This window comes from Oerskovia douganii, from assembly GCF_015142735.1.
GTDB lineage: Bacteria > Actinomycetota > Actinomycetes > Actinomycetales > Cellulomonadaceae > Oerskovia > Oerskovia douganii.
In genome coordinates this window covers 88334-111264 of sequence record NZ_JACSPN010000013.1, presented here as the reverse complement: position 1 = coordinate 111264, position 22931 = coordinate 88334, and the positions used below count along the sequence as shown (strand labels likewise).

General features: G+C 74.2%; 23 protein-coding genes and 3 tRNA genes. 17 read left to right on the top strand and 9 right to left on the bottom strand.

The window, feature by feature from the left end:
* Positions 1-124 precede the first annotated feature (124 nt).
* From H9623_RS11320 to H9623_RS11305, 4 genes are all read left to right on the top strand, one after another.
* Positions 125-844, top strand: a complete 720-nt coding sequence (locus H9623_RS11320; protein WP_193720130.1) for an IclR family transcriptional regulator — start codon at positions 125-127, stop codon at positions 842-844.
* A 207-nt stretch (positions 845-1051) separates the two neighbouring features.
* The gene (locus H9623_RS11315; protein ID WP_193720129.1) at positions 1052-1219 is read left to right on the top strand and encodes a hypothetical protein; all 168 of its coding nucleotides are present in this window, start codon (positions 1052-1054) and stop codon (positions 1217-1219) included.
* Positions 1220-1226: 7 nt separating this feature from the next.
* Positions 1227-2339 carry a PH domain-containing protein gene (locus H9623_RS11310; RefSeq protein ID WP_193720128.1) on the top strand — a complete coding sequence of 371 codons (1113 nt, stop codon included), beginning with the start codon at positions 1227-1229 and terminating at the stop codon, positions 2337-2339.
* 167 nt (positions 2340-2506) lie between these two features.
* Positions 2507-4042 carry a beta/alpha barrel domain-containing protein gene (locus tag H9623_RS11305; protein ID WP_321575409.1) on the top strand — a complete coding sequence of 512 codons (1536 nt, stop codon included), beginning with the start codon at positions 2507-2509 and terminating at the stop codon, positions 4040-4042.
* 191 nt (positions 4043-4233) lie between these two features.
* Here the strand turns inward: H9623_RS11305 and H9623_RS11300 are convergent.
* The 3 genes from H9623_RS11300 to H9623_RS11290 form a co-directional block, all read right to left on the bottom strand.
* Positions 4234-4309 (bottom strand) — tRNA-Glu (locus tag H9623_RS11300).
* Positions 4310-4387: 78 nt separating this feature from the next.
* Positions 4388-4460, bottom strand: a tRNA-Glu gene (locus H9623_RS11295).
* Positions 4461-4554: 94 nt separating this feature from the next.
* Positions 4555-4626, bottom strand: a tRNA-Gln gene (locus H9623_RS11290).
* A gap of 205 nt (positions 4627-4831) precedes the next feature.
* Between H9623_RS11290 and H9623_RS11285 the strand changes: the two genes are divergently transcribed.
* The gene (locus H9623_RS11285) at positions 4832-5713 is read left to right on the top strand and encodes a class I SAM-dependent methyltransferase (RefSeq protein WP_193720127.1); all 882 of its coding nucleotides are present in this window, start codon (positions 4832-4834) and stop codon (positions 5711-5713) included.
* Positions 5710-6366, top strand: a complete 657-nt coding sequence (locus tag H9623_RS11280) for a hypothetical protein (protein WP_193720126.1) — start codon at positions 5710-5712, stop codon at positions 6364-6366. Before H9623_RS11285 ends, H9623_RS11280 begins: the two co-directional genes overlap by 4 nt.
* A 45-nt stretch (positions 6367-6411) precedes the next feature.
* Here the strand turns inward: H9623_RS11280 and H9623_RS11275 are convergent, their stop codons facing one another.
* The gene (locus H9623_RS11275; RefSeq protein ID WP_193720125.1) at positions 6412-7623 is read right to left on the bottom strand and encodes a YeiH family protein; all 1212 of its coding nucleotides are present in this window, start codon (positions 7621-7623) and stop codon (positions 6412-6414) included.
* 69 nt (positions 7624-7692) lie between these two features.
* Between H9623_RS11275 and H9623_RS11270 the strand changes: the two genes are divergently transcribed.
* Positions 7693-8745 (top strand): LysR family transcriptional regulator, encoded by a 1053-nt coding sequence (locus H9623_RS11270; protein ID WP_193720124.1) that lies wholly within the window; start codon positions 7693-7695, stop codon positions 8743-8745.
* A gap of 78 nt (positions 8746-8823) precedes the next feature.
* Here H9623_RS11270 and H9623_RS11265 read toward each other — a convergent pair whose 3' ends face one another.
* The 3 genes from H9623_RS11265 to pdxR form a co-directional block, all read right to left on the bottom strand.
* Positions 8824-9639, bottom strand: coding sequence for an HAD family hydrolase (locus H9623_RS11265; RefSeq protein ID WP_321575408.1), 816 nt, complete (start codon positions 9637-9639; stop codon positions 8824-8826).
* Positions 9636-11135, bottom strand: a complete 1500-nt coding sequence (gene gltX / locus H9623_RS11260; protein WP_193720123.1) for a glutamate--tRNA ligase — start codon at positions 11133-11135, stop codon at positions 9636-9638. The genes H9623_RS11265 and gltX overlap by 4 nt, the downstream gene beginning before the upstream one ends.
* 118 nt (positions 11136-11253) lie before the next feature.
* The gene (gene pdxR / locus H9623_RS11255) at positions 11254-12684 is read right to left on the bottom strand and encodes a MocR-like pyridoxine biosynthesis transcription factor PdxR (RefSeq protein WP_193720122.1); all 1431 of its coding nucleotides are present in this window, start codon (positions 12682-12684) and stop codon (positions 11254-11256) included.
* Between the two features lie 47 nt (positions 12685-12731).
* Between pdxR and H9623_RS11250 the strand changes: the two genes are divergently transcribed.
* Together H9623_RS11250 and glsA are read left to right on the top strand one after the other, a co-directional pair.
* Positions 12732-13205, top strand: a complete 474-nt coding sequence (locus H9623_RS11250) for a carboxymuconolactone decarboxylase family protein (protein ID WP_193720121.1) — start codon at positions 12732-12734, stop codon at positions 13203-13205.
* A gap of 73 nt (positions 13206-13278) precedes the next feature.
* Complete coding sequence (gene glsA / locus H9623_RS11245; RefSeq protein WP_193720120.1) at positions 13279-14757, top strand: glutaminase A; 1479 nt, start codon at positions 13279-13281, stop codon at positions 14755-14757.
* 112 nt (positions 14758-14869) lie between these two features.
* Here glsA and H9623_RS11240 read toward each other — a convergent pair whose 3' ends face one another.
* Both H9623_RS11240 and H9623_RS11235 read right to left on the bottom strand, forming a co-directional pair.
* Positions 14870-15652, bottom strand: coding sequence for a fumarylacetoacetate hydrolase family protein (locus H9623_RS11240; RefSeq protein WP_193720119.1), 783 nt, complete (start codon positions 15650-15652; stop codon positions 14870-14872).
* A gap of 113 nt (positions 15653-15765) precedes the next feature.
* Positions 15766-16575: a methyltransferase domain-containing protein gene (locus tag H9623_RS11235; protein WP_407671900.1), complete on the bottom strand. Its 810-nt coding sequence runs from the start codon at positions 16573-16575 to the stop codon at positions 15766-15768.
* A 237-nt stretch (positions 16576-16812) separates the two neighbouring features.
* Between H9623_RS11235 and H9623_RS11230 the strand changes: the two genes are divergently transcribed.
* The 8 genes from H9623_RS11230 to H9623_RS11195 all read left to right on the top strand — a co-directional run bounded on the left by H9623_RS11230 (position 16813) and on the right by H9623_RS11195 (position 22900).
* On the top strand, positions 16813-18126 hold the full coding sequence (locus H9623_RS11230; RefSeq protein WP_321575407.1) for a heparan-alpha-glucosaminide N-acetyltransferase domain-containing protein: 1314 nt from the start codon (positions 16813-16815) through the stop codon (positions 18124-18126).
* A complete protein-coding gene (locus H9623_RS11225; protein ID WP_193720116.1) occupies positions 18123-19130 on the top strand; it encodes an aldo/keto reductase in 1008 nt (335 codons plus the stop codon). Before H9623_RS11230 ends, H9623_RS11225 begins: the two co-directional genes overlap by 4 nt.
* Before the next feature lie 25 nt (positions 19131-19155).
* Entirely contained in the window at positions 19156-19725 is a 570-nt protein-coding gene (locus H9623_RS11220) for a universal stress protein (protein WP_191803213.1), read from the top strand.
* Positions 19722-20174 (top strand): fluoride efflux transporter FluC, encoded by a 453-nt coding sequence (locus H9623_RS11215; RefSeq protein ID WP_191803215.1) that lies wholly within the window; start codon positions 19722-19724, stop codon positions 20172-20174. The genes H9623_RS11220 and H9623_RS11215 overlap by 4 nt, the downstream gene beginning before the upstream one ends.
* Complete coding sequence (gene crcB, locus H9623_RS11210; protein ID WP_193720115.1) at positions 20171-20548, top strand: fluoride efflux transporter CrcB; 378 nt, start codon at positions 20171-20173, stop codon at positions 20546-20548. The genes H9623_RS11215 and crcB overlap by 4 nt, the downstream gene beginning before the upstream one ends.
* 145 nt (positions 20549-20693) lie before the next feature.
* Complete coding sequence (locus H9623_RS11205) at positions 20694-22037, top strand: FUSC family protein (protein ID WP_193720114.1); 1344 nt, start codon at positions 20694-20696, stop codon at positions 22035-22037.
* Positions 22038-22093: 56 nt separating this feature from the next.
* Entirely contained in the window at positions 22094-22474 is a 381-nt protein-coding gene (locus H9623_RS11200; RefSeq protein ID WP_193720113.1) for an MmcQ/YjbR family DNA-binding protein, read from the top strand.
* A 51-nt stretch (positions 22475-22525) separates the two neighbouring features.
* The gene (locus tag H9623_RS11195) at positions 22526-22900 is read left to right on the top strand and encodes a DUF1622 domain-containing protein (protein ID WP_193720112.1); all 375 of its coding nucleotides are present in this window, start codon (positions 22526-22528) and stop codon (positions 22898-22900) included.
* The last annotated feature ends 31 nt before the right edge of the window (positions 22901-22931 follow it).

Sequence of the window (22931 nt, the reverse complement as noted above, 5' to 3'; positions counted from 1 at the left end):
GCGGGGGCCGTGGCGACGATCGGGGGGTACGTCTCGGTCGTGGACCGGGGTGAATCCCCCGGTCCTCGGTCGACACGACACCCGCTGACTTGCATCTCACTGTGCGAGACGTCAATATCGACCTATGGACAATTCTAGCGGAGTCGGCGTGCTGGACAAGGCGGCGTCCGTTCTGGGCGCTCTGGAGTCCGGACCAGCCACTTTGGCCCAGCTCGTCACCGCCACCGGACTCGCCCGTCCGACGGCCCATCGCCTCGCAGTAGCGCTCGAGCACCACCGTATGGTCGCCCGCGACATGCAGGGCCGTTTCGTCCTCGGGCCGCGCCTGAACGAGCTCGCGACGGCAGCCGGCGAGGACCGCCTGCTCGCCGCCGCGAACCCCGTTCTCACGGCGCTGCGCGACCACACCGGCGAGAGCGCGCAGCTCTACCGCCGCCAGGGGGACCATCGCATCTGCGTCGCCGCGGCCGAGCGGCCCGTCGGTCTGCGCGACTCGATCCCCGTGGGCGCGACGCTCACCATGGGCGCGGGCTCCGCGGCCCAGGTGCTCCTCGCCTGGGAGGAGCCGGACCGCCTGCACCGCGGCCTGCGCGAGGCCGTCTTCACGGCCACGATCCTCTCGGGGGTCCGACGGCGCGGCTGGGCACAGTCCGTCTCGGAGCGCGAGCTCGGGGTCGCGTCGGTGTCGGCGCCCGTCCGCGGCCCGTCGGGGCGGATCGTCGCCGCGGTCTCGATCTCCGGCCCGGTCGAGCGCCTCACGCGCCAGCCCGGCCGGCTGCACTCGGGGTCGGTCGTCGCCGCCGCCAACCGCCTGACCGAGGTCCTGCGCCGCTCCGGCGAGTGACCGTCCGTCGACCTGTGGGCAGGAGGGCGGGCGCCGTGCGGCGCCCGCCCTCCTGCTGTCCACCCTTGTCGTGACACACCCCCTACGACGGATTCGGGCGAAACGCTAGACTCGTCGTCGGCGCGCCTCCGACGGCGTTCCGTCCGCTCTGGTCACCATGGCGAGCAGAGTCGCACCCGCCCCGATCGACGACGTGAGGACCACACGATGCCCGGCAAGGCCAAGACCATCCTGATGTGGGTCGTCGTCGTCTTCCTGCTGTACGCCGTCGTCCAGAGCCCCGACCGCGCGGCGGACATCGTCCAGGCCATCTGGGACGTCATCCTGGGCGCCTTCCAGAGCTTCGGGCAGTTCGTCCAGTCGCTCATGAAGTAGGCGCACCATGGCGCAGGACCTGCCCTTCGTGGAGTCCCCCACGCGGACGCCACGCCTGAGCGCGCGTCACCTGCGGCGCTACATCCTCCCGGGCGAGCGCGTCGTCCTGGCCACGCGCGCCCACTGGGGCAAGCTCGCCGAGCCGGTCGCCACGACCTTCGCCGCCTTCCTGCTCGTGGCCTGGCTGGTCAGCACGATCGGCCCGACCGTGGGCGAGGGCGCGCTGCTGCTCTGGTGGGCGTGGGTGCTCGTCGCGCTGCGCCTGCTGTGGAAGGTCCTGGACTGGCGCAACGAGTGGTTCGTCGCGACCGACAAGCGCATGCTCCTGATGTTCGGGCTCGTGACCCACAAGGTCGCGATGATGCCGCTCGGCAAGGTCACGGACATGAGCTACAGCCGATCGGTCGTGGGCCGCGTGCTGGGCTACGGCCAGTTCATCCTCGAGTCGGCCGGTCAGGACCAGGCCATGAGCCGCATCAACTGGGTCGCCCGGCCCGACGCGACGTACCGCACGCTGTGCGACACGATCTTCATCCCCGGAGGCCGCGGCGGGCCGTGGGGGCAGCCGCAGCCCGGCGCACCCCAGGGCGGCGCGGTGCCCCCGCCTGGGCCCCACGGCCGGCCCCCGCAGCCCTCGGCGGCCGGGCAGCCCGGACAGCCTGCGCTGGGCGGCACGTCGTGGACGGCGACGGGTGACGGCCCCGAGAGCGACCGGTCCGCGGCCGCGACGCAGCCCCTCGCCGTCCGCTCGGTCCAGCAGGACCGTCAGGGACATCTCTTCGTGGCCCCTCGCGGCAGCGGGCCGTGGCGGGTGGGCGCGGACCGGCATGCCGTGGTGCCCCCGCCACCTCCCGCCGTCGCGGCGGTGGGGCCCGACGCCGGCGCGGGGGCGGGGCCTGCGGACGAGGTCGACGGTCCGGCGTGGGAGGCCGACGACTCCGGCGGCGAGGCCGACGGTCCGGCGTGGGAGGTCTCCGACGACCACCGTGGCACGTTCGTCCCCGTCACCCCGTGGGACGCGCAGGCCGGGTGGACGGCCTCGGACCCCTGGGAGCGGCCCGAGGGGGCCACGGGCCCGGCACCGACGACCGCTCCGCCGGTACCGCCACCGCCCGGCTGAGACCGCCCCTCACGTCGGCGCGACGTCCGCGCGACCACCTCACGGGCGCCGGCCCCGGCCTGTCCCACGGGCCGGCCGTCATGTTCGGGCCGTTCGACCCTGTTCCTCGCGCGCCCCTCAACCTACGGTGCAGTAACCACCCGCCAAGGTCTGAGAAGGGTCCATCCGTGACCGCACTGCCCCTGCCCGTCCACTCGCCGTTCCCGCCGCTGCCCCCGCTGCCGACGCTGCCTCGCGTCATCCAGGGTGGGATGGGCATGGCGGTCTCCTCCTGGCGCCTTGCGTCCGCCGTCGCGCGTGCCGGCCAGCTGGGCCTGGTGTCCGGCACCGCGCTCGACCTCGTCCTGGCGCGCCGTCTGCAGAACGGCGACCGGGACGGCGCCGTGCGACGGGCGCTCGCGGCATTCCCCGTCCCCCGGTTCGCCCAGCGGGTGCTCGCGCGCTACTTCCGCCCCGAGGGGCGCGACGCGGGCCAGCCCTATGCCCCCGTGCCGCGGCTCGCGCTACGGCAGACGCGCCTGGCGCAGGAGCTCATGGTGCTCGGCAGCTTCGTCGAGGTGTGGCTGGCCAAGGAAGGCCACGGGGGCCGCGTGGGCATCAACTTCCTCGAGAAGATCCAGATGGCTGCCCCTGCGGCCGCCTACGGGTCCATGCTCGCCGGGGCCGACTACGTCGTCACGGGAGCGGGCATCCCCCGGGACATCCCCCACCTGCTCGACCAGCTCGTGGGGCACGAGGCCGTGCGGTTCCCCGTGACGGTCGCCGGCGGGAGCGGCCACACGGTCGACCTCGATCCCGGGGCCCTGCTCGGCGACCGCCTGCCTCCCGTGGCACGCCCGACGTTCCTCGCCGTCGTCTCGGCGCACGCCCTGGCCGAGCACCTGGTCCGTGAGGACCGCACCCGTCCGGACGGGTTCGTGGTCGAGGGCCCGCCCGCCGGTGGGCACAACGCGCCACCGCGCGGTCGGCTCACGCTCGACGAGGCCGGTCAGCCCGTCTTCGGTCCCCGGGACCAGGCCGACGTCTCGAAGGTCGCCGCGCTCGGCCTGCCGTTCTGGTTGGCGGGGGCGCAGGGGACGCCCGAGGCACTGGTCGCCGCGGTCGACGCGGGGGCCACGGGCATCCAGGTCGGCACGCTGTTCGCGCTGTCCGAGGAGTCGGGCCTCGAGCCCGATCTCCGGGACGACGTGCTCGCCCGCCTGCGCTCCGGGACGCTCGACGTGCGGACCGAGCCCCTCACCTCGCCGACCGGCTTCCCCTTCAAGGTCGCGCAGCTCCCCGGCACCCTGGCGGAGGCCCCGCTCGCGGCTGCCCGGCCTCGACTGTGCGACCTGGGCTATCTGCGCACGCCGGTCGAGAAGGTCGCCGGCAAGGTCACCTACCGCTGCCCTGCGGAGCCCTCCCACATGTTCGAGTGCAAGGGGGGCCAGCCGGGCGAGAGCGCGGGGCGGTCGTGCCTGTGCAACTCGCTCGCGGCCGACGTGGGCCTGGGGCAGACGCGCGCCGACGGGTACGTCGAGCTGCCGCTCGTCACCCTCGGCGCGGACGTCGCGGGGGCGACGCGGCTCGCGCAGCGGCACGAGGGCGTCTGGTCGGCGCGGGACGTGCTCGACTGGCTGCTCGAGGCGCGACCCGTGGCTGCCTCCCCGGGCGCCCCTGAGCCCTGGCACCGACGGGCCCTGACAGGGCCTGACAGGACCTGACAGGACCTGACAGGACCTGACAGGACCTGACAGGACCTGACAGGACCTGACGCCACCCGGCCGGCCGGGCCAGGTGCGCGGTGCGCGACGAGCGCGGCGCACCTGGCCGGGCCGCGACGCCCTGGGTGCTGAGGAACGCACCCCGGGAACGACGAAAGCCCGACCATCTGTCGATGATCGGGCTTTGCGCGTGGTACCCCCAACGGGATTTGAACCCGTGTTACCGCCGTGAGAGGGCGGCGTCCTAGGCCGCTAGACGATGGGGGCCAGGACCGCTCCCTCGCCCCGAAGGGCGAGTGAGCGTCATCGAGGCCCGGTCATCTGACGATGGCCAGGCCTCGTACGTACCCCCAACGGGATTTGAACCCGTGTTACCGCCGTGAGAGGGCGGCGTCCTAGGCCGCTAGACGATGGGGGCCTAAGCTCGTCACCCCGAGGGGCTCCGTGCCGATGAGAACTTTACTGCACGTTTCGTGTCGGTCTGACCGACTCGATGCGCTGCTTGCTCTGCGCTGGGGTACCAGGACTCGAACCTAGAATGACGGTACCAGAAACCGTTGTGTTGCCAATTACACCATACCCCAAGGAGGTATCAGCGCCGCGCCCTCGTCCCGTTCCCGGGCCGCGGGTGAGCGCCTCACCGAGAGAAAACATTACCGGACACTTCCGGCCGGGCCAAATCGCCCTCCCGCCCCACCGGCCCCGGCCCTCGCACGCCCTGCCGTCCGTCCCCGCGACACGTCGCGAGCACCTGTGGACCTCACCCCCTCGACGTGGCACCGTCGGAGGATGACGACCGCCCCCTCTTCCGACCCGTCCGGCCCGGGCCCCGCGCGGGCCTCCCACGCGCAGCGCGCGGCGTCGTTCGGCGCGGGCGCCGACGAGTACCGCGCCGTCCGCCCGTCCTACCCGGACGCCGCGGTCGACTGGCTGCTCCCCGCAGGCGCCCGGCACGTGCTCGACCTGGCCGCCGGGACCGGCAAGCTCACGGAGCGGCTCGTGGCGCGCGGGCTCCACGTGACCGCGGTCGAGCCCTCCGACGGCATGCGCGACCAGCTCCGGGACGCCGTCCCGGGTGCCCACGTCCTGTCCGGGACCGCCGAGCGCATCCCGCTCGAGGACGGGAGCGTCGACGCGGTCCTCGTCGGCCAGGCCTGGCACTGGTTCGACGTCGCGGTCGCCGTCCCGGAGATCGCCCGGGTGCTGCGTCCCGGCGGTCGGCTCGGCGTCGTGTGGAACGTCCGCGACCACGCGGTCGACTGGGTCGAGCGGTTCACGGAGATCATCCATCGCGGAGACTCGCTCGAGCCGGTCCACCGGACCCCGGAGATCGACGCGGCCGGCGGCGCCTTCACCCCGCTCGAGCACGCGACCTTCCCGTGGCAGGACCACCTGCCCGCCTCGTCCCTCCGTACGCTCGCCGCGACCCGGAGTCACCTCCTGACGCTGCCGCCGGCCGAGCGTGACGAGCTGCTCGACGCCGTCGACCGGCTCGTGGCCACCCACCCAGCCCTCGCCGGGCGCCCGGAGATCGACCTGCCCTACCGGGCCGAGTGCTGGCGCGCGGACCGCGTCCTCGGCACCGACGCAGCCACCACGGTCGACGGCGCGGTCGACGGCGCGGTCGACGGCGCGGTCGACGGCGCGGTCGACGGCGCGGTCGACGCGTGAGCGCCCAGCCGGAGGACGTCGTGACCTCCGCGAGCCCGGGCCCCGTCACGCCCGACGACGTCCGTGCCGCGTCCCGGTGGCTCGCCGACGGCGTCGCGCAGCACCCGGACGCGGCGTTCGACGCCCAGGCGGGTCCTGTGCGGTGGTCGTGCTGGGCCACGGCCGAGCACGTCGTCGACGACCTGCTGGCCTACGCGCTCCAGGTCGCGGGCCTCCCCCTGCTCGACTACCTGCCGCTGGCCGGCCCCCGGGGCGAGGACGAGATCGCGCACGTCAAGCGCGAGGCCGGTCCGGCGGGGCTCGCCGAGGTCATCCTCGCGAGCGGCGAGCTGCTCGCCGCGCAGGTCGCGGTCCAGTCCCCCGACGGGCGCGCCTACCACCCGTACGGTCTCTCGGACCCGGAGGGCTTCGCCGCCATGGGGATCGCCGAGATCCTCGTGCACGGTCGGGACATCGCCGACGGGCTCACGGGCGTCGCCCCCGGGCTCCCCGAGGGGCTGAGCGCCAAGGTGCTCGGCCGGCTCTTCCCGGACCTGCCGGCGGCCGCGCAGGGGCTGCCCCCGGGCGACGCCCTCGTGTGGGCGACCGGGCGCAGCGACCTGCCCGGTCTGCCCCGTCGGACGAGGTGGCGCTGGGACGCGAGCGTCCGGTAGCCGCGTGCGCCGCGGGCCCGCCCGGAAGCGGGCCCGCGAGCACGGTCAGGCCAGGAGCAGCACCGCGACCAGCGAGACCCCGGTCACGACCGCGGCCGACGCGGTCCCGAGCACGAGCGCCCGGCGTCCGGTGCGGACCAGGTGGGCGGCGTCGACCCCGAGGCCCATCGCGAACATCGCCGCGGTGAACAGCAGCGTGGTCACCGTGGTCGTCACCTCGACGACCGAGGCGGGCAGCAGGCCCGTGCTGCGCACGAGCACGGCCACGAGGAAGCCGACGACGAACAGGGGCACGGGCGGCGTCCGGCGGGCTGCCGGGGCGCCGGCGGCCACCCCGACGTCGGCGGGGCGTGCGACGCGTTCCCGGCGCGCCTTGACCACCCCCGCGCCGGCCACGATCGGTGCCAGCAGGACGACGCGGGCCAGCTTGCTCACGGTCGCGGTCGCGAGGGCCGCGGCCGAGATCGCGCCGCCCGCGGTCACGACCTGCGCGACCTCCTGGACGCTCGCCCCGATCCACAGCCCGGCGCGGTCGTCGTCGAGACCCAGCAGGCCCGCGAGCCACGGCAGGACGAAGATCGCGAGCGACCCGAAGATCGTCACGAGCGCGAGGGCCGTCGCGACCGCGTCGTCGTTCTCGCGGCGCGTCCGCTCGTCGTCGCCTCCTCCGACCACGCCCTGCATGGCCGAGATCGCGGCCGCGCCGCAGATCGAGAAGCCCGTCGCGACGAGCAGCGACGTCACGCGCGGGACCCGCAGCGCCCGACCCAGCGCGAGCGTCGCGCTGAAGGTCACGGCGACCGTGATCCCGACGACCGCGAGCCCGCGCCAACCGAGCGCGAGGACCTCGGGCAGCGAGAGCTGGAGCCCGAGCAGCACGACCCCGGCGCGCAGGACGCGCTTCGCGGTCCAGCTCGTCCCTTCCTGGGTCCGGGAGGTGAGGGAGCCGGCCCACCGCGCCCGCGCCGTCCCCTGCCCGACGGCGCCGCTCGCCCCGCCGGCCCTGCGCAGGCTCCCGAGCAGCGAGCCGACGACCGCGCCGACGAGCAGCGAGAGCACGAGGGGCGAGAGCGGGATCACCTGGGCGAGCAGGTAGGCGACGGCGGTCGCGACGGCGCAGAGCGCGAGCCCCGGTGCGGCGCGCCGGATCCACGGTGCGGAGCTCCTGGCGGGGGCCGGTCCGCCGCTCGGGGCGGGCTGGTCGGGGGTGGCGGTCGCGCCCGGGGTGGGGGTCGCGAGGTCGTTCGTGGGGGTCATGCTTCCACCATGCCGCGCCGGGATGCCTGTCAGAAGGCCCATCTGGCGACCTAGTCATAGGATGAGGCTATGACCGAGCACGTCCCCCAGGCTCCCGCGAGCACCTCTCCCCCGCGCCGCGAGCGCGCGTCGCTCGCCCTGCTCGAGCTGCTCGTCGCGACGGACCGCCACGGCTCGATCAGCGCGGCGGCACGGGCGCTGGGGGTCTCGCAGCCGAGCGCCTCGGCGGGGATGCGGCGCCTCGAGAGGCACCTGGGTCTGGAGCTCGTGACCCGCTCGACGCGCGGGGCCCGGCTCACCGAGACCGGACGGGCGACCGCCACCTGGGCCCGCGAGGTCGTGGAGGCCTCCGACCGGTTCGAGACCTCGGCCGCGGCCCTGCGCGAGGCCCCGTCGGCCCGTATCAGGCTCGCGGCGAGCCTGACGATCGCCGAGTACCTCGCGCCCCGCTGGCTCGCGACGCTGGCGGCGACAGCCACCACTGCCGCGACGGCCGGCACACCCGGCGCCCCCGGGGCGCCGGCGGCGTCCCCCGACGTCGAGCTGCTCGTGCGCAACTCGCGCACCGTCATGGAGCTCGTGCTCGCGGACGAGGCCGACCTCGGCTTCATCGAGAGCTCGACCATGCGCAGGGGGCTGCGCAGCCGCACCCTGGCCCGGGACGAGCTGCTCGTGGTCGTCGCCCCGACGCACCCCTGGGCGGCCCGGCGGCGGCGAACCGCGACCGTCGACGAGCTGGTGAGCGGTGGGCTCGTGGTCCGCGAGCGCGGCTCGGGCACGCGCGAGACGCTCGAGAAGTCCCTCGTCGCGGCCGGCGCCCGCCTCCCCGACCACCTGCCCTACCTGGGATCGACCGCGTCGCTCAAGACCGCGGTGCAGTACGGCGGGGCGGTGGCGGTGCTGTCGCGGCTGACGGTCGCGGACGACCTGGCCCGCGGCACGCTCGTCGAGATCCAGGTGCCCGGCCTGGACCTCTCGCGGCGGTTGCGGATGGTCTGGAAGGACGGCACCGAGCTGTCGGCCCCCGCACGACAGATCGCGGCCGTCGCCACGGGAGCGCCCCCGCCGCCGGCACCGCCGTCGCGGGAGCGCAGGCGCCCGCAGGCCGCACCCGCGAGATAGAGGGCTCCGGTCGAGGTGGCGTGCCGCAGCCTGCTCCCTCGACCGGAACCCTCCACGTCGACGCGCGCTCCGGGCCCGTCAGCGACCCGCGAGCACCAGGTCGCCGACCTCGTCGAGGCTCGCCACGACGTGAACCCCGGCCGCGCGTGCGGCCTCGGGGTCCTCCTCGGCCGGTCCGCCGCGACGGGTACCGGGACGGTCGATCCACACGCCCGTCAGACCTGCCGCGGCCGCGGCCCGCGCGTCGACGTCGAGCTCGTCGCCCACGTAGACCGTGCGGGCCGGGTCCGTGCCCAGGCGCGCGCACGCCTCGACGAAGACCCGCGGGTCCGGCTTGCCGAAGCCCAGGGTGTCGACGCCCACGAGCATGGGCACCTCCGACAGCCCCGACCGGGTCAGCTTGTCCGTCTGGAGCGCGACCGACGCGTTGGACAGCGCACCCACCTTGACCCCCGCGGCGGCGAGCCGCCCGAGGACGGGAGCGGCGTCGTCGTGCGCGCGCCAGCTCTCCTCGAACGTGCCCCAGAAGACCGTCTTCCACGCCGCGTACCCGTCCTCGTCGAGGACCGCGCCGCCGAACGTCTCCTGCAGCTCGTTCGCACGCAGCATCCGCTGGCCGTCGAACGTCAGCTCGCCGCGCGTGTACGCCCGGTACCAGCCGTGCGGGTCGCTGCGCCACAGCGCAAGGACCTCGCCGTACCGCTCGACGGGCAGGTGCGGCAGGTGCACCGCGCACACCGCGTCGATCGCGAGCGCGAACGCACCACGGGTGTCGACGAGCGTGTCGTCGACGTCGAACAGCACACCGTCGACACCGTCGAGGCCACCGCCGGTCGCGACGTCCCCCGCGAGGGGCGCGACGCCGTCGGGCAGCACGAGGTCAGGGGTGCTCACAGCGACGCGCGCAGCGCACGCAGGCGCGCCAGGGTCGACTCCTTGCCGAGGATCTCCATCGACTCGAACAGCGGCGGCGACACGCGCCGACCCGTCACGGCCACGCGCAGGGGCGTGAACGCGAAGCGCGGCTTGATGCCCATCTCCTCGACCAGGACCGCCTTGAGCGTCTCCTGGAGGGCGTCGGTCGAGAAGTCGTCGAGCGCGTCGAGCACACGGATCGCGGCGTCGAGCACGGCCGGGGCCTCCTCGCGCAGCGCGGCGCGCGCCTCGTCCTCGACGGGCACGGCGTCGTCGGCCACGAACAGGAAGCCGAGCATGCCCTTGGCCTCGCCCAGGAGGACCATGCGCTCCTGCACGAGCGGTGCGCCCGCCGTGACGAGCGCCTGGTGCTCGGCCGAGAGGTCCGCGAACGAGTCGGCGGGGACGAACCCGCCCTGGTGCAGGTACGGCACCAGACGGTCGCGGAAGTCCTCGGGGGCCAGCATGCGCAGGTGCGTCGCGTTGATCGCCTCGGCCTTCTTGAGGTCGAAGCGGGCCGGGTTCGGGTTGACGTCGGTGATGTCGAACGCCGCGACCATCTCCTCGACCGAGAAGATGTCGTTGTCCGCCGAGATGCTCCAGCCCAGCAGCGCGAGGTAGTTCAGCAGGCCCTCGGGCGTGAAGCCGCGCTCCTTGTGCAGGAACAGGTTGGACTCGGGGTCGCGCTTGGACAGCTTCTTGTTGCCCTCGCCCATGACGTACGGCAGGTGCCCGAACTCGGGCATGACCTTCGCGACGCCCAGCTCGAGGAGCGCGCGGTACAGCACGACCTGACGCGGCGTCGAGGACAGCAGGTCCTCGCCGCGCAGCACGTGCGTGATCCCCATCAGGGCGTCGTCGACCGGGTTGACCAGCGTGTACAGGGGCTGGCCGTTGCCGCGGACGATCACGTAGTCCGGGACCGAGCCCGCACCGAACGAGATCTCGCCGCGCACCAGGTCCGTGAAGGCCACGTCGGTGTCCGGCATGCGCATGCGCAGGACGGGCTCACGGCCCTCGGCGCGGAACGCGGCCTTCTGCTCGTCGGTCAGCGTGCGGTCGAACCCGTCGTAGCCCATGGCCTTGGGCCGACCGGCCGCGACGTTGCGCGCCTCGATCTCCTCGGGCGTCGAGAAGGACTCGTAGGCGTACCCGCCCTCGACGAGACGGCGGATGACGTCCTGGTAGATGTCACCGCGCTGCGACTGGCGGTAGGGCTCGTGCGGGCCGCCGACCTCGACGCCCTCGTCCCAGTCCATGCCGAGCCAGCGCAGCGCCTCGAGGAGCTGCTGGTAGCTCTCCTCGGAGTCGCGCGCGGCGTCCGTGTCCTCGATGCGGAAGACGAACGTCCCGCCCACGTGCCGGGCGTACGCCCAGTTGAACAGTGCCGTGCGGATGAGGCCGACGTGCGGCGTCCCCGTGGGTGAGGGGCAGAAACGGACGCGGACGGGCGAGGAACCAGGTGCAGGGATCACGCCCCCCAGCCTATCGTCGCTCGGTCGGGCCGACCGAGCGACGGGTCGCGCCGCCGCTCGGGGCGTCCGCGGCCCCCGGGACGTCCGGCACGACCGGCACGACCGGCACGTCGGGAGGTCAGCGCCCGCCCTGATCGCCCAACGCGCGGACCAGCACGTCGAGCGCGCGCGGGTATCCGGGCTCGCTGGGAGTGCCGAACCCGACGACGATCCCGGGCTCCCCCTCCCCCGGCACGTGCCGGTGCTCCCCGAGTCCCGTGATCTCCAGGCCGAGCTCCGCCGCGCGGCGGGTCACGTCTGCCTCGCGCGCCCCTGGAGCGCGCAGGCTCACCACCGCGTGGAGCCCTGCGGAGATGCCGGAGACCTCGACCGCGCCGCTCTCCACAAGACCTGCGAGCCGCGCGACCAGCAGGTCCCGACGGCGGCGGTACCTGGCCCGCACCACCCGGACGTGACGGTCGTAGCCGTGGGACGCGATCAGGTGCGCCAGGGTGAGCTGGTCGACGGTCCCCGTCCGGTGGTCCGCATACGTCTTGGCCGACACCACGGGCTCCAGCCAGCGCTCGGGCACGACCATCCAGCCCAGGCGCACGCCCGGGCCGATCGTCTTGGACACGCTGCCCACGTACGCGACCTCGTCCGGCCCCATGCCCTGCACGGCACCGACCGGGTGGCGGTCGTAGCGGAACTCGCCGTCGTAGTCGTCCTCGATCACGAGCCCACCCGTCGTCCGGGCCCAGTCGAGGAGCGCTCGCCGTCGGTCCGGAGCGAGAGTCGCCCCGGTGGGGTACTGGTGCGCCGGGGTCACGACGGCGGCGCGCACGTCTGCGAGCCGCGCACCCCCCAGCAGGTCGGTGCACGCCCCGGCGCGGTCGACCGGCAGCGGAAGCACCTCGAGCCCGGCCCGGCCGACGATCGTGCGATGAAAGCCGAGGCCGGGGTCCTCCATCGCGACCTGGTGCGCACCTGCACCGTGCAGGACCTGCGCGAGGAGAGCGAGCCCCTGGGCGTACCCGCTCGTCACCACGATGCGCTCCGGGTCCGCCACCACACCCCGGGTGCGGGCCAGGTAGTCCGCGAGCACCGTACGCAGCTCCTGGAGCCCTCGCGGGTCGCCGTAGCCGAACGTCGAGGTCGGCGCCGCCGCGAGCGCCAGGCGGGTGGCCCGGGACCATGCCGCGACGGGAAAGGTCGTGACGTCGGGGCTGCCGGGGACGAGGCGGAGAGCCGGCACCGGACGAGGGCGCGACGCCTGCGCCGCAGCGGTGGTCACGGCGGGCAGCGGGGCGACCCGGGTCCCTGCCCCTGCCCTGGCCTGGAGGAATCCCTCGGCGACGAGCTGGTCGTAGGCCGCGCTGACCGTGCCTCGCGCGAGCCCCAGGTCGCGCGCCAGGGCGCGGGTCGACGGCACTCGGGAACCTGCGGCGAGTCGTCCCCCGCGGATCGCGGCCCGGAGCGCGGCCTCGAGACCGGCTCGGCGGCCGGCACCGGCCCCGGAGCCCGGCTCGAGGTGCAGGTCCCACCCCGAGGTGGACCACTCTTCGGTCATGGAACTGGACCTTACCGCTGGGCCGTTCGGTACGTAGCGTCGATCACATGACCACAGCAACCAGCTCCCAGACCGTTCCTGTCCCCGTCCGGCTCGCGGTCGACGACCTCGCCCCGGCGATGAGCCGCGCGATGGCCTCGTTCGCCGCGGCGACCCGCACGTCCTCGATCGAGGCCTCCCTGCTCGACCTGGTCAGCGCCCGCACGTCGCAGATCAACGGCTGCGCGTACTGCGTCGACACCCACAGCGCGGACGCGCTCGCCGCCGGCGTGGAGACCCGACGGGTCCTGAGCCTGTCCGTGTGGCGCGAGACCCCGTTCTTCACGGCCCGCGAGCGCGCGGCGCTCGCGCTGGCCGAGGCCGTCACCCGTCGCTCGGACGGGCCGGTGCCCGAGGCGGTCGTCGAGGAGGCCGCCGCTCATCTCGCCCCGACCGAGCTCGCCGAGCTCTTGTGGGTCGTCGCCGCGATCAACGCGTGGAACGTCGTCGGGGTGGCTGCTCACCCGTGGCCGCTTGACTGACCTGCGGGTGCTCGGTGCCCGGCGGGACCGACCTGCCGGGCACCGAGCGTGCACCGGAGGCACAATCGCGTACATGCCCGGTCCCACGCACTCCTCACCCGCCCTGCCCGACGAGCCCGGCAGGGCCGACGGCGCCGAGGCGCGCGACGGCGCGGTCGGCACCACCGGTCCGGTGGTCGGCACGGGCCGCACCGGCGCGAGCGAGCTCATCGCCGACGCCCTCGCCGCGGTCCACGAGAGGTTCCGCGACCTCGACGAGGGCGACGTGGCGACGTACATCCCCGAGCTCGCGACCGCCGACCGGTCGCTGTTCGGTGTGGCCCTGGCCGGGGTCACGGGCAGCGTCTACACCGCGGGGGACGCCGACGTCCCGTTCACCATCCAGTCGCTGTCGAAGCCGTTCGTGTTCGCCCTGGCGCTCATGGACCGGGGGCTGGCCGAGGTGCTCGAGCACGTGGGGGCCGAGCCCAGCGGCGAGGGGTTCAGCTCGATCCGCCTGGACCCGGTCACGGGCCGCCCGCCGAACCCCATGGTCAACGCGGGGGCCATCGTCACGACGTCGCTGGTCCGCGGGGCCTCCGAGGAGGAACGGTTCGCGCGCATCCTCGCCGTGCTGGAGGCGTTCGCCGGCCGCCCGCTCGACGTCGACGGCCGCGTGTACGTCAGCGAGTCCGAGACGGGAGACCGCAACCGGGCCATCGCCTACCTCATGCACAGCACGGGCGCGCTGACCACGGACGTCGAGGCCACGCTCGACACCTACTTCCGCCAGTGCTCGGTCCTCGTCACGACCCGCGACCTCGCGGTCATGTCCGCGACGCTCGCCAACGGGGGCGTGAACCCCGTCACGGGCGAGCAGGTCGTCGACGAGGTCGTGACCGAGTGGGTGCTCGCCGTGATGGCGACGAGCGGCATGTACGACTACGCGGGCGAGTGGCTGCTGCGGGCGGGCATGCCCGCGAAGAGCGGCGTCTCGGGCGGTCTGGTGTCGGTCGGCGTGGGTCAGTTCGGCCTGGGGCTGTTCAGCCCGCCCCTCGACGCGCGCGGCAACAGCGTGCGCTCGGTCGCGGCGGCCCACGAGATCTCGCGGCAGTTCCACCTGCACCTCATGCACCGCCCCGACCGTGACGTCCCCACGCTCTACCAGAGCACGCGCGCCGACCGGCTGCGCCAGCTCGCGCACCGCACGCCCGCCCAGCTGCGCCGGCTGCGGGACCTGGGCTCCGCGATCTCGGTGCGAGCCGTCCAGGGCACGGTCGAGTTCGCGGCCGCGGAGACGATCCTGCGCTCGGTCGACGAGCTGCCCTCCCCGCTGCCGAGCGGCGAGCGGTGGCTGATCCTCGACCTGCGGCGCACGGCGCGCGTGGTCACGCTGGGGGCCCAGCTCCTGCGCGGGCTCGTGGTCCGGCTCCAGGGGCAGGGCGTGCACGTCGTGGTGGTCGACCCGTTCGAGCGACGGCTGCTCGCGGGCGTGGACCAGGAGTTCACGTCGTTCGAGGCCGCGCAGCGCTGGTGCGAGGACCGGCTCCTCGACGCGGCCCGGGCCGCGTGACCGGGCTGCGTGACCGGGCCCCCACGCAGGACCACGTCGCGGGGGGCGGCCGCAGTCCCCCAAGGGACGGCGGCCACCTGGTCCAGCGGGCCCAGCGGGCCTTGCGAGGACCTCAGCCGCGGCGGACGACCGGGTTCGCGAGCACGCCCAGGCCCTCGACCTCGCACTCGACGCGGTCGCCCGCGTCGATGCGTCCCACGCCCGCGGGCGTGCCCGTGAGGATGACGTCGCCGGGCAGCAGCGTGAAGGCCTCGGAGATGTACGACACGAGGTAGGGGACGTCGAAGATCATGTCGCGCGTGCGACCGTCCTGGCGGGTCTCGCCGTTGACGCGCGACGTCACCGCGAGGTCCTCGACGTCGAGGTCGGTGTCGATCCACGGCCCGATGGGGCACGCCGAGTCGAAGCCCTTGGCCCGGGCCCACTGGCCGTCGGTCCGCTGGGCGTCGCGCGCGGTCACGTCGTTGGCGACGGTGTACCCCAGGATGTAGGAGGCGGCGTCCTCGGGGCGCACGTCCTTGGCGATGCGGCCGATCACGACCGCGAGCTCGGCCTCGTAGCTGACCTCGTCCGAGAAGTCGGGCAGCACGATGGGGTCGTCCGGGCCCACGACCGAGGTGTTGGGCTTGAAGAAGATGAGCGGCGACGTCGGGACGTCGTTGCCCATCTCGGCCGCGTGGGCCGCGTAGTTGCGGCCGACCGCGACCACCTTGGAGCGCGGGATCACGGGCGCGAGGAGGCGGACGCCGTCCCCGAGCTCGATCCGCTCGCCGGTCGGCAGGACGGGCATGTAGAGGGGGTCGCCGTTGAGGACGGCGAGATAGGTCTTGCCCGCCTCCTCCTGCACGAGGGCGTAGCGGGGGTCTTCTCCGGTGGTGAATCTGGCGATGCGCACGAGCCCAGCCTACCGACGAGCAGGCCGCGACCCCGGGTGGGGGCCGCGGCCTGCTCGTCGTGGTGCCGTGGGTCGGGCGGCCGGGCGCCGCGCGCGGCGGCCCGACGACGGCGCTAGGCCCGCGCGAGCACCTCGCCGTTGAGGACGGCGAACCAGCCCGCGGGCTCCTCGGCCCAGCGCAGCCACTCCTGCGCGAGCTGTTCGAGGGCGACGTCGTCCGCGAGCGCCGACTCCTTGGCCTGGACGGCGAAGTTGGACGCGATGCAGCGCTCGGCCCACAGGCCGCCCCACCAGGCGCGGTCGGCGGGGGTCGAGTAGCACCAGACCCCGGCGGACGGCACGATCTGGGCGGGGTCGAACCCGGCCTCCTGGACCCAGGCGAGCAGGCGGCGTCCCGCGTCGGCCTGGTAGCCGTAGGCGTGCGTGACCTCGTGGTAGAGCTCGTTCCACTCGGTGAGCCCGGGGTACTCGGGGTACCAGGTCATGGCGGCGTAGTCGGCGTCGCGCACCGCGACGATGCCGCCGGGCTTGGCGACGCGCTTCATCTCGCGCAGGGCGGCCAGCGGGTCGGACAGGTGCTGGAGGAGCTGGTGGGCGAAGACGACGTCGAACGTGTCGTCGGGGAAGGGCAGCTCGTAGGCGTTGGCCTGCTGGAACGAGACGTTGCCGAGCCCGGAGCCTGCTGCGAGCTCGCGCGCGCTGTCGAGCACGGCGGCCGAGGCGTCGACCCCGATCACGGTGCCGTCGGGCACGTGGCGGGCGAGGTCGACGGTGAGGGTCGCGGGTCCGCAGCCGACGTCGAGGACCTGGTGGTCGGCGCGCAGGTGGGGCAGGAGGAAGCCGGCGGAGTTCTCCGCGGTGCGCCACCGGTGCGAACGCAGCACCGACTCGTGGTGCCCGTGGGTGTACGACTCGGACTCCATGCTCGGGGTGCTTCCCAGTGCCCCGGTGGGGGCGTCGGGTGCATGGGCGTCGGGCGAGGCGTCGGCGGTGACGTCCTGGTCCGGCGTGGGGGTGTGGGTCATGCTTGCACGGTAGAACGCTTCCACCCTGACCACAGCCCCGTTCTCACATCATGGGCGGCGAACGGTCGGGGTGCGGTTCGCGGTCGCTCGCGCGCCGCGCCGTGCGGGGGCCGTGCCACCCGGGACAATCGCTGCGTGACCACCGCCCAGGCCGACCCTGCCCGCCCTGCCCGCGTGACGTCGTCGGGCGGGTTCTGGCGACGTCACGCGGCCCTGCTGCTGCCCGCCGGGGACCGGGTGCCGGGCGTCGACCTGGCGCGCGGCCTCGCGGTCCTGGGGATGTTCGCGGCGCACGTGGGCGTGACGTCGGACGACTTCTCGACCGGCGACGGGTGGCTCTCGCTGGTGCACGGGCGCTCGTCCGTCCTGTTCGCGGTGGTCGCGGGGGTCTCCCTCGCGCTGGTCTCGGGACGACGCAGCCCGCTGTCGGGGGTCCCGGCGCTCCAGGCGCGCACGCGCATCCTGGTGCGGGCCGTGCTGCTCCTCGCGATCGCGGGCCTGCTGGACCTGCTCGGGACGCCGGTCGCGCTCATCCTGGGCTTCTACGCGGCGTACTTCGTGCTCGCGCTGCCGTTCCTGCGGTGGGAGCCGCGGCGGCTGTTCGGGCTCGCGCTCGTGATCGCGGTCGTGGGACCCGTCCTGGTGTACCGGCTGCCGGAGATCCTGCTGCGGGCGGACCTCACGCTGCCCGTGGACGGCTCGGGGGCCCTCACGGACTTCCTCCTCACGGGCCACTACCCCGCGCTCGTCTGGATGGCCTACGTCCTCGTGGGGCTGGGCGTGGGGCGGCTCGACCTGGGCTCCCGGCGCCTGCAGGAGCGGCTGCTCGGGGGTGGGGCGGCCACGGCGCTCGGGGCGTACCTGCTCTCGGCTCTCTTCACGGGAACGACGCTGACCCAGGTCCTCGCGGGGTCGGGGCGCGCGGCCGAGATCGAGCAGCGGGCGCTCGACGCGTCGGGCGTGTTCCAGCCCGAGCCGCTGCCGTGGACGACGCCCCTGCCGACGTCGGAGTACCTGTGGCTCGCGGGCCCGCACACCGACACGACGCTCGAGGTCGTGGGGTCGGGAGCCTTCGCGCTCGCGGTCCTGGGGCTGTGCCTGCTGGTGGGCGACCGTCGTCCGCTCCTGCGGGTCCTGGCCCCGCTCGCAGCCGTGGGTTCGATGGCGCTCACGGTCTACTGCCTGCAGGTCGTCGCGATCTGGGCGTGGCAGGACCAGCTCATGGCGGACGCGGGGAACGGCGAGCTGCTGCTCCTCGTGGTCGCGAGCCTGGTGCTCGCGACGGCGTGGCGGTGGTCGCTCGGTCGGGGCCCGCTCGAGCGGTTCGTGGGCGGGGTCGCGGGGCGCGCGGCGTCGATCCCCTCGGCCCCCGCACCGGGTCCCACCAGGCGAGACGTCGGCCCGACGGCGCCACCCACCCCGGGGGGCGACGTACAGTCGGGCGCATGACGACTTCTTCACCCGACGTCCCTGCCCGCCCCGAGGTCCGACGCCTGGGCTCGTCCGGCCTCGCGGTGTCCGCGATCGGTCTGGGCTGCAACAACCTGGGACGCCCGCGCACCGCGACCGAGTCCCTCGACGGGTCGCGCGCGCTGATCGACGCCGCGCTGGACGCGGGCATCACGTTCTTCGACGTCGCGGACGTGTACGGCGCCCGGCCGGGCCTGAGCGAGGAGCTGCTCGGCAAGGCGCTGGGCGGCCGGCGCGACGACGTCGTGGTCGCCACGAAGTTCGGCATGCCCATGCACGGGGCCAACGGCAAGGACTTCCGGGCGCGGGGTTCGCGTCGGTACGTCGTCAAGGCGGTCGAGGCGTCGCTGCGGCGTCTCGGCACCGACTGGATCGACCTGTACCAGTTCCACACCCCGGACAGGCGCACGCCCGTCGAGGAGACGCTCTCCGCGCTCGACGACCTGGTCCGTGCGGGCAAGGTCCGCTACGTCGGCCACTCGAACCGGGCGGGCTGGCAGATCGCCGACGCCGAGTACCAGGCCCGCCTGACCGGCACGGTCCGCTTCGTGTCGGCGCAGAACCAGTACAACCTCATCGACCGCGAGGCCGAGCTCGAGGTCCTGCCCGCGGCGAAGGCCTACGGGCTGGGCGTGCTGCCGTTCTTCCCGCTCGCGAACGGCCTGCTCACGGGCAAGTACGCCGACGGCACGGGGCCGGGCGACGGCCGCCTGGTCCACTCCAAGCCGCACCTGCTCGACTCCGCGCCCTGGCAGGCGCTCACGGCGCTCCACACTTTCGCGCGCGAGCGCGGCGTGACCGAGGTCGAGGTCGCGTTCGGGTGGCTGCTGGCCCAGCCGCAGGTGTCGAGCGTCATCGCGGGCGCCACGCGCCCCGAGCAGGTCCGGCAGAACGCCGCGGCCGGGGCCTGGGTGCCGAGCGCCGACGACCTCTCCGCCCTGGACGCGATCTTCCCGCCTGCTCGCAAGGTCGCGCCGTTCTGAGCGCCCCCTGCCCTAGGCTCGGAGGATGGCAGCGGACACGCGGGACGAGGACCGGCCGGAGACCCGACCGGCCGACCGGCCGGTCCCGCTGACGGCCGTGCCGCCTGCCGGGCCCCCTGTCGTCGTCGGGGTGAGTCCCGGCCAGCCGGACGTCGTCCTGGTCGAGGCCGCACGCTTCGCCGGTCGGTTCGGCGGCGAGCTGGTCTGCGCCCACGTGGTCGCCGGCCGTTTCGCCGTCTCGGAGCGCCCGGACGGGAGCGTGGTCTCGGCCTCGATCGACCCGGACTACGACGACGAGCGCGAGCAGGACCTGGAGCCTGCGCTCGTGGAGCACCTCGCCGCGGTCCTCGGCCCGACCGGCGTCCGGTGGAGCACCCGGCTCCTGGTCGGCGACACGGCCGACGCGCTGGGACGTCTCGCGGACACGCTCGACGCGGCGATGGTCGTGGTCGGCGCGCACCGCCACGGGCTCGCCCGGGGCGTGCAGGAGCTGTTCAACCGTTCGGTCGCCGTGCACCTGGCCCACCGCCAGGTGCGGCCCGTGGTCGTCGTGCCCGTGCGGGCGACGGACAGGCACGGGCAGGGGGTCGGGTGACCGGCCGGGGCGCCCGGCCCGGCTATCTGCGCTGGTCGTCGATCGGGCTCGTCGTGCTCGGAGGGGCGTTCGGTGCGGCAGCGCGCGAGGGGGTCGTCCTCGCGATCCCCGACCTTCATGAGGTGCCCGTCGCGATCCTGGTGGTCAACGTCGTGGGGGCCTTCGTGCTGGGGTGCCTGACGGAGGTGGTCCTGCGCCGCCTGCCCGACGACCCGCGCGGTCCGCGGCTGCGCCTCCTGCTCGGGACGGGCTTCTGCGGCGGCTTCACGACGTACAGCACGCTCGCGACCGACGTCGCCCTGCTGCTCGACTCGTCCCGCGCGGGGCTGGGCGTCGCGTACGCGCTCACGACGGTGCTCGTCGGCGCGGGCGCGACCCTCGCGGGCATCGTCGTGGCGGCCCGGTACGACGCGCGCTCGCGGCGCGTGGACCGCAGGACCGTCCGATGACGCCGGGGGTCTTCGTCCTGCTGGCCGTCGCGGGCGGCCTGGGTGCCGGCGTGCGGTTCGTGGTCGACGGTCTCATCCGCTCCAAGGTCAGGACGGCCTTCCCCTGGCCCACCGCGATCATCAACATGTCGGGCTCGCTCGTGCTGGGCTTCCTCACCGGCCTGGTCGTGAGCAAGATCGCCTCGAGCGACGTCAGCGCGATCATCGGCACGGGGTTCCTGGGCGGCTACACGACGTTCAGCACGGCGAGCTACGAGACCGTCCAGCTCATCAAGCAGAAGCGCTACGGGACGGCGTTCGCCTACTCGATCGGGATCCTCGTGGTGTGCGTCGCGCTGGCCTACGTGGGCTACCGCTGGGGCGCCTCGCTCTGAGCCCGCCCCGCGGGGAGCCCGGCCTCCCGAGGTCGGGCTCCGCCGTCGGGCCCTCACGGACCGCGCCCGACGGCGGCGCTCCCCTCCTCGGGGAGCGCCGCCGTCGGCCCGTCCGGGTCCTGCCAGGGACGACGCTCAGGGTCGCTTGAGCGCCGGGACGAAGGTCGCGACGACCAGGAACACCCGCCCCCTCGACGGCTCGACCCCGAGCGCACCGCCCCCGCACCTCGCCCCGTGGCAGGACGACCGCGCCCCCGCCGACTGGCCGCAGGCCGCCCGGCTGCTCTACCAGTCGGCCAACGAGCTGTACCGCGCGGCGGACGTCCTGCGCACGGCCGAGGTCGCGAGCCTCGACCCGGACGCGCCCCCGCTCGCCCTGGTCGACCCCGACGACGCCGAGACGGACGACGCCGGGCTGGACGAGCTGCTCCCCGCGCCCGAGAAGGCGTCGGGCGGCAGGAAGCCGATGTCACCCGTGACCAGGCGGGCGATCCAGGCCGGCGTCGCGACCGGGGCCGCGCTCGGTCTCGGGGAGGCCGTGTCCACGACCCACCAGTACTGGGCCACGCTCGCCGCGTACCAGGTCCTGGGCGGCAGCGACGGGGAGACCTTCGTCAAGGGCGCCCAGCGCGTCGCGGGAACGGTGGTGGGCGCGGCGGTCGGGTTCGCGGTCGCGATCTGGACGGGCGCAGACCCGGCCGTGATCGTGCCGCTGCTCGCCGTCGCCGTGTTCGCCTCCACGTACTACCGGCCGGTGTCGCCCGCGGTGTCGAACTTCTGGACGACCATGCTCTTCGCGCTGCTCTACGAGTTCCTCGGTCGCCTGACCACGCTCGCTCTCGAGATCAGGGTGCTCGAGACCTTGTTCGGAGCCGCCGTCGCCCTGCTCGTCGCCTGGCTCGTGCTCCCCACGCACACGCGGACCAAGCTCGACAAGGACATCATGAAGCTCCTGCAGGACATCGAGATCGTGGTCGTCGCCAGTCTGCGCGAGCTCGAGGGCGGGACCAAGATCTCGAAGAAGGCCCTCGAGAAGCGCCTGCTGGTGATCAACAAGGACGTGCGGCAGGTCAACGCGACCGCCGCCCCCCTGCGCCGCACGCCGGGCGCCCTGGAGGTGGGGGGCATCGAGGGCCAGCTCACCGCGGTCTGGTCGTTGACCTACTACACGCGCCACCTGGCCCGTGCTGCCACGCGCATGCTCGAGGCAGGCACGGACCTGTCGTCGGAGGACTGGGCACGCCTGCGTCGCACGACGAGCGAGAACATCTCGGCGCTGCACGACGCGCTGGCCGGTCGGCTCCCTCGCACGGTCGAGGAGGACCTCGACTTCGACAGCGAGTACGACCCGACCGGACCGCCCGCGCGCGCCGAGGACGTGGTCCTGCGTCAGGTCGAGCGGATCGACCAGACGCTCGTGGTGCTCATCGAGATCTTCGCGCCGGGTGCGACGGGCAAGGACGACGCCGCGCAGAGGGCGCCGCTCTGACCCGACCGGGCGGGCCTCGCCCTGACAGGTCGCACGGTCGGGCGTAGCGTCAGGACATGGCAACCTGGGACGACGTCGGACGGATCGCGTCGGTCCTCCCGGACACCGAGGAGCGCCGCCCGCGCGAGTGGTCGGTGCACGGACGGAACTTCGCGTGGGAGCGGCCGCTGCGCCGTCGGGACCTGGACGAGCTGGGCGCGGCAGCACCCGACAGCGCTCCCCTGGGACTCTACGTCGCGGACGAGGGCGAGAAGCTCGCGCTCGTGGGCGACGAGCCCGGCACGTTCTTCACGACGGCCCACTTCGCGGGCTACCCGATCGTCCTCGCCCGGCTGGACCGCGTCGCGGTCCCCGAGCTCGAGGAGCTGCTGGAGGACGCGTGGCTCGCGCGTGCCCCCCAACGTCTCGCGAAGGAGTTCCTGGACGCGACGGAGTAGGGCCGCCCGCCCCGACCGGCCGGGACGGGCGTTCCGTCCTACGCTCGGCTCATGACGTTCGCCGAGGTGGTCGAGGTCGTCGGCAAGGTGGTCGACGCCGCGGGGGTCGCCGCGATCGTCGTCGGGGCCCTGTACGCGACGTTCCTGTCGATGAGCCGGCGCCGCGAGGGCAACGTGTACCGCCTGTTCCGGCGTCGGCTCGGCCGGTCGATCCTGCTCGGGCTCGAGCTCCTGGTCGCGGCGGACATCATCCGTACCGTGGCCGTCACCCCGACGCTCGAGAGCGTCGGGGTGCTCGCCGCGATCGTCCTGATCCGGACGTTCCTGAGCTTCTCGCTCGAGCTGGAGATCACGGGCCGCTGGCCGTGGCAGCAGGTGCCCACCGAGTCGTCCCCGGGACCCGAGGCGGAGCCCACGCGCACGTAGGCCCCGCCGTCGCGGATCGCGGGGTCGCCGG